Genomic DNA, 6030 nt, shown 5'->3' with positions numbered 1-6030 from the left:
CTCCATGATAGTTTGATTGCTCATTTGTTGCCTTGTTGCCAAGGACTTTTTGTAATTGACTCGGGTCTGTATATCAGACCCGCACATTGGCGTTAATTCTTTGCATTGTTCAGTTTTCAAAGAACCGCGTCGCTTCATGCGACTTTTATAGTATATCAAGATCTTTCTTTATTGTCAAGCACTTAATATACTTTGTTACGTCGCCGTTTCTTGCGGCTTGATTATCATAGCATTGCGATTATATCTTGTCAAGAACATTTTACGGATGTCGGGTTGAATTTTTGCAAATCTTTATAATATTTGCAAACCTTTATAATAGATGCGTTAATTTATAAATATATGATGCAATTTAAGCAAATGATTTTTTATCTCTAAACCAAATTGCCATATTACTATCGTGTAAATTTTCAGCGGGAATGTCGGCGAGTACGCCGGATATTCATTCGACAAAAAGCGCCGCCTCATCTTGGCAGCGCTTTTATATTTGTCATATTTACTAGTATTAACGCGAGAAAATGCTTCGGATAAAACCGACACATTTATTTCCACGTGGGCAAGCTGTATTGAACCCGTTCCGGACGACGAGCCACGGTGCCGCGATAAAGCAGGTAGCCGAGGAAAAGAACAATCACTGCACCGCGAATTGCTTCCAGACCCGCCGCGTACATGGCGTACATGGAATACGCAAGCGCCAGAGCGGAGGTCCCGCGCATCCACAGAATCTGTTTTGCCGGCAGACCCGCGACCCGCAAAAGCGTCGGCGCGGCGAGACAGCAGTACAGATAGGGTACGACATTGGTAACCACAGCGAGATTGACCAGCCGCTCAAACTGCGCAAACAGGTATTCATCCATGGTCATCAACGCCAACAGCGATTGCAGGGCCAGCAGAATCAACGTGCCGTTAACAGGCACGCCCTGTTTGGAAAGACGGCTGAATACTTTCGGAAACACGCCGTTTTGCGCGCTGCTTTTGAATACCTGCGCAAGCGTAAATTGCCAGCAAAGCAGCGCTCCCATGCAGGAAATAACCATCATCGCCATAACGATTTTTCCAATGGTGCCACCAAACAATACGGCGAAAGTCAAACCGAACGGCGCATTGGAATGCAATAAATCAAGATTCGGTACGATGCCCGCCATCACGTTGGTTGAAGCAATGTAGACAACGGCGACGGCAAGCGTGCCGAAGAAGGTGGCGCGCGGTACATCCCGCTGCGGATTTTCAATCGCGGCCATATTCACGGCCGCGGATTCAAAACCGAGGAATGCCCAAAGGGTCAGCGTGACGGATTCACTGACCGCGGAAAAGAACGGCGTCTCGGACGGATTCCACGACTCGATATAGAGCGTGGAATCAAACCAAAACCAACCGGCGACAGTTAAGAAAAGAACGGGTAAAAGAGAGCCCCAAACCGTCACGGAACTGATACGCCCCGTCCAACGGCTACCGCCGAAATTGAGCACCCCCGCCACCCACAAAAGCAGCATGGTAGCGGCGGCAATTTGGCCGGGATGCGGGTGCCAGCCGAAAAGCGTGGCTCCATACCCGACGGCCGATACGGCAATCGCCACATTGGCAATAATAAGTGAAACCGAATATGCGAAATTTGTCATGAAATAACCGGGCAAGCCGAAACGATACGCGGCATAACCTCCCATGCCGCCACTATGCCGAGTGAACATGCCGCACTGGGCAAAAATGTGCGCCAAAAGCAATGAGCCGACTGCGGTCACCAACCATGAGAGAACGGAAATGGTCCCCACCCGGGCGAGCTTGGTAGGAAGCATAATGATCCCCGCTCCCAACATATTCGCGGCAGTCAACATGGTCAGCTGCCACACATTCATTTTTTTCATTACCTTTGCCAATGTACTCACCTCGCTTTGAATATACCGTGGAACGTTACGATTCAAGTCCTTCGAACCAACCGCAAATTCGTTTCATTTTGTCAACTATTTTGTCAACTATTTTATCAATAATATAGTTTATTTATTATCGATAGATAACGATAGGTAATGATATGTATGAATAAATCATATTTTGCTCTACTTTTCTCTTCGGCGCATTTATTTTAACACCTATCCTCCTCTTTGCATAGTACTTTATGAAATTTATTTTTCACTTTTAAAACGAATAGAAAAAGCCCCTTTTTAGGGCTTTTAGAGGCTTGCCTTGATAACATCTTTTTATATTTGGTATAATAACTTCCGTAAAAGGGAGTAACTAATTTGTCGTCGTCAACACCCCTGCTGATAAAAAAGCTGGCGCGACCATCCGCAGGATGAAGTGAGACTTTTACTTGCAACATGCAAGATAAAAGTCTCTTTCTTTATGTTAAAACGTCTCATATTAGACTGGAAAGGTAGTGTCATGGATTTTTTATCCCCTTCATTTTTGCTTTCCCTCGGATCCATCATCCTTTTGGATTTGGTGCTCGCAGGCGATAACGCGGTCGTGATTGCGATGGCGGCTCGCCAATTGCCGCCGCATTTACAGAAACGGGCGATTTTTATCGGTACGGCCGGCGCGATCATCGTTCGCGCGCTGATGACCGTAATCGCCACATGGTTATTGGGTGTGCCCCTGATTCAGGCCATCGGCGGTCTGATCTTAATTCCGATCGCGATCAAGCTGTTGCATCAGACGGGCAAAGATTCCGATGCGGTCGTCGCCGCCACGTCACTCGGCGGCGCGATTCGTACGATTATCGTGGCCGATGTCGCGATGGGAATCGATAATGTGCTTGCCATCGCAGGCGTTGCCCAAGGGAATATCGTTCTCGTAATGATCGGTCTTTTGGTCAGTATCCCGTTGGTCGTTTGGGGCAGTCAAATGATCGCCCGACTGATGGATCAATATCCGATCCTGGTGCCCGCGGGGGCGGCCTTGCTCGGTTACGCGGCCGGTACGATGCTCGTGCACGATCCGATCGTCGGTCGCTACCTGCTCAATATTTCACCGCTCATGGAATACTTCGTTCCCGCCGCGACCATTCTGTTCATTCTCGGTTTACCGCGCCTGCTGAGTAAAAATGCCGCGGAAAAAGACGCCGATATTGTCGCAGACAAGACGAATAACGAGAAAAAATAATTTTTAAGTGAGGTTTTGGTATTGGAAATTTTAACACTACAATTTTGGCTCTCCGTCGCGTCCATTATTGTTTTAGATTTAGTATTGGCCGGCGATAACGCGGTCGTCATCGCGATGGCGGCGCGGCAATTGCCGGCGCGTTTGCAAAACAAAGCCATCATTATCGGCGCAGCCGGCGCGATCCTGGTACGGGCATCGCTAACTTTAGTCGCGGTCAAGTTGCTGACGGTGCCTCTTTTGCAGGCCATCGGCGCGTTGATTTTAATTCCGATCGCGATCAAACTCTTGCTACCGCAGGAAAATTCATCGACCGGCGTGAAAAAGGTCGCTTCGCTCGGTTCGGCTGTGCGTACGATCATCATTGCCGACGTGGTCATGAGCTTGGATAATGTGTTGGCCGTCGCGGGCGCGGCGCAAGGTGATCCGCTGCTCGTCATTATCGGTTTGCTCATCAGTATCCCACTGATTATCGGCGGCAGTAAACTGATCGCCCTTTTTATGGAACGCTTCCCGCTGCTGATTCCACTCGGGGCTGCGATCCTCGGTCATACCTCGGGCGTTATGCTGTTGCATGACGGCATCGTCGGACCATATCTTACGGCCTATATTCCGTACGCCGCCTATGTAATTCCCGCACTGACAATTGCCATTGTGTTGCTCGTGCCGTATGCATTCGTACATTGGACCAAAAGACAGCACTAAAAACAAAAAACACCGCCTTGAGCGGTGTTTTTTTATTGTTTTATTTGCTTTTGTGAATCATCGATCCGGTCGCCTGTTGGTTCGCTAAGATCGTCACATCGCTGATCTGCACGCGTCGCGGTCGGGAAATAACGAACGCAATAATTTCAGCGATATCACCCGGCGTCAACGCTTCCACACCGGCATAGACAGCCGCCGCGCGGTCGCTGTCTCCTTTGAACCGGACTTCCGAAAATGGTGTTTCGACAATGCCGGGCATGATCGTCGTCACTTTGATGTCGGTGGCGATCGTTTCAATACGAATCGCATCGCCGAGCATTTTGACGGCGGCTTTTGTGGCGCAGTACACGGCGCCGCCGGCGTACGCGCCTTGCCCCGCGGTCGAGCCGAGGTTCACGATATGACCTTGGCCGCGCTCGATCATCGCGGGCAGCATCGCTCTCGTCACGTACAATAAACCTTTCACATTTGTATTGACCACCTCATCGACATCATCGAGATCATTTTCCGCATAAGGCTTCAATTCTCTCGCCAGGCCGGCGTTATTGATCAAAACGTCGGGCACAAGACCCTCTTCCACAAGTTGTTGACAGACACGTTCCACCATAGAGCGCTTGGTCACGTCCAGCGGAAAAACATGCGCTTTCGCGCCATATTTCTCTTCCCACACGGCGGCCGCCTGCACCATCGGTTCGGTGCGTCGAGCGAGCAGAATTAATTCATATTTTTTTTGCGCTAAAAGTTCGGCGGTAGCCAGGCCTATGCCCGAACTCGCGCCGGTAATCATTACGATAGGTTGCGTCATGGTTTTTCCCTCCCTGATCATTTCTATTTGCAGTATACCACAGCATTTTTAACAAAATACAGACACTTTATTGAGAAAAAATAAAAAGTATATTGCAAATGGATTTTTGTTTGTGTACAATGGACTAAATAAATTAAAAGGAGGCCAGTATGGCTCAAACAAATGAAGAAGTTCGCGATACCGAACTTCACCAAGAAGAGATTCGTCCTGACGCCACTGCGACGGATCCTGTAGTGACAAACCCTGCCCCCCGGCCGGCGACGCCTCAAGAAGAGGGCCCCGCGATTACTTGGGGAGGCTATGTGGCATTTTTCGGAGCCTTGCTGTTTTTCTCCGGCCTTTTCGCCGAGGCGGCCGGCTGGTGGAAAGTGTTTGACTTTTCCGTCCTGAACGGCAGTTTCGGTACATGGGAAACGGCGGCCGGTAAGATGGCCTCGTTCCGCGGTTCCGGCGGTACCGGCGCGCGCGACGGTTTTGTGTTTGCGCTGACGTTGCTTCCGGCTTTGATTTTCGCGATCGCTCTCATCCATGTGGTCGAAGGCTACGGCGGCTTGAAGGTCGCTCAAAAAATGCTTTCGCCGTTACTGCGTCCGCTCTTGGGCATCCCGGGCGTGTGCGGTCTGGCGATGATCGCGAACTTGCAGACGACCGATGCGGCGGCCGGCATGACCAAAGTGCTCTACGAAGACGGCTTGATCACCAGCCGCGAACGTTCCATTTTCTGCGGCTATCAGATTTCCGGCTCCGCACCGCTTTCGAATTATTTCTCTTCGGGCGTAGCCGTGTTTTCCATCCTCTTGGTACCGATCGGCTTGCCGATACTGGTCATTATGATTTTCAAATTTATCGGTGGCAATATTGTGCGCTTCTATCTGCGCGCCACGGAAGACCGTGACCCGCAAGCACAGGTCACCGAAGGAAAGGCGGGTGACGTCGCATGAGTGAAGTACGTACTGTCAAAGTAAAACGCAAAGGCTTCATTGAGCTCTTCACTGAAGGCGCGTACAACGGTCTGATGATCGGTATTCGCAACATGCTGCCGAACGTCATGCTCGCTTTCATCCTGATTCACGCGTTAAAAATCACGGGGCTTTTGGATTGGATCGGCTCGATCGCAGGTCCGATCATGTCGCTCTGGCTTCTGCCGGGCGTAGCGATCACCGTGATCATGGCTTCATTGCTTTCAATGGGCGGCGCTATCGGCATCATGGCGGCCCTCTTAGCCGCCGGCGCCATCAGCCCGTACGAAGCGACCGTAATGGTACCGGCCTGCTACCTGATGGGCAATCCGGTGCAAAACGTCGGCCGCGTATTGGGTACGGCGGAAGTTCCGGGAAAACATTATCCTATCATCATTTTCATCTGCGTATTCAACGCAATGGCTTCCATCTGGGCCATGGAATTGATCATGGCATTATTCTAAAACGCCG

General features: G+C 50.4%; 6 protein-coding genes. 4 read left to right on the top strand and 2 right to left on the bottom strand.

Features of this window, described 5'->3' with window-relative positions; genetic code table 11:
- Nucleotides 1–539 precede the first annotated feature (539 nt).
- On the bottom strand, nt 540–1871 hold the full coding sequence (gene potE, locus KIB08_RS05450; protein WP_438362039.1) for a putrescine-ornithine antiporter: 1332 nt from the start codon (nt 1869–1871) through the stop codon (nt 540–542).
- A gap of 502 nt (nt 1872–2373) precedes the next feature.
- Here potE and KIB08_RS05445 point away from each other — a divergent pair.
- Together KIB08_RS05445 and KIB08_RS05440 are read left to right on the top strand one after the other, a co-directional pair.
- Nucleotides 2374–3093 (top strand): TerC family protein, encoded by a 720-nt coding sequence (locus KIB08_RS05445; RefSeq protein ID WP_303990564.1) that lies wholly within the window; start codon nt 2374–2376, stop codon nt 3091–3093.
- A gap of 21 nt (nt 3094–3114) precedes the next feature.
- The gene (locus KIB08_RS05440) at nt 3115–3795 is read left to right on the top strand and encodes a TerC family protein (RefSeq protein ID WP_303990561.1); all 681 of its coding nucleotides are present in this window, start codon (nt 3115–3117) and stop codon (nt 3793–3795) included.
- A gap of 40 nt (nt 3796–3835) precedes the next feature.
- Here the strand turns inward: KIB08_RS05440 and KIB08_RS05435 are convergent, their stop codons facing one another.
- Nucleotides 3836–4600 carry an SDR family NAD(P)-dependent oxidoreductase gene (locus tag KIB08_RS05435; protein ID WP_303990559.1) on the bottom strand — a complete coding sequence of 255 codons (765 nt, stop codon included), beginning with the start codon at nt 4598–4600 and terminating at the stop codon, nt 3836–3838.
- 149 nt (nt 4601–4749) lie between these two features.
- Here KIB08_RS05435 and KIB08_RS05430 point away from each other — a divergent pair, with 149 nt between their 5' ends.
- Both KIB08_RS05430 and KIB08_RS05425 read left to right on the top strand, forming a co-directional pair.
- Nucleotides 4750–5541: a nucleoside recognition domain-containing protein gene (locus KIB08_RS05430; RefSeq protein ID WP_303990557.1), complete on the top strand. Its 792-nt coding sequence runs from the start codon at nt 4750–4752 to the stop codon at nt 5539–5541.
- Nucleotides 5538–6023, top strand: coding sequence for a nucleoside recognition domain-containing protein (locus KIB08_RS05425; protein WP_303990555.1), 486 nt, complete (start codon nt 5538–5540; stop codon nt 6021–6023). Before KIB08_RS05430 ends, KIB08_RS05425 begins: the two co-directional genes overlap by 4 nt.
- The last annotated feature ends 7 nt before the right edge of the window (nt 6024–6030 follow it).

The organism is Negativicoccus succinicivorans, assembly GCF_018372215.1.
Lineage (GTDB): Bacteria > Bacillota > Negativicutes > Veillonellales > Negativicoccaceae > Negativicoccus.
This window is presented reverse-complemented; position numbering and strand designations above follow the sequence as displayed.

What these genes read in the sequence shown, in the direction of transcription:
- KIB08_RS05435 (WP_303990559.1), bottom strand. Translation starts at nt 4,600, where the DNA reads ATGACGCAACCTATCGTAATGATTACCGGCGCGAGTTCGGGCATAGGC.
- KIB08_RS05445 (WP_303990564.1), top strand. Translation starts at nt 2,374, where the DNA reads ATGGATTTTTTATCCCCTTCATTTTTGCTTTCCCTCGGATCCATCATC.
- KIB08_RS05430 (WP_303990557.1), top strand. Translation starts at nt 4,750, where the DNA reads ATGGCTCAAACAAATGAAGAAGTTCGCGATACCGAACTTCACCAAGAA.
- KIB08_RS05425 (WP_303990555.1), top strand. Translation starts at nt 5,538, where the DNA reads ATGAGTGAAGTACGTACTGTCAAAGTAAAACGCAAAGGCTTCATTGAG.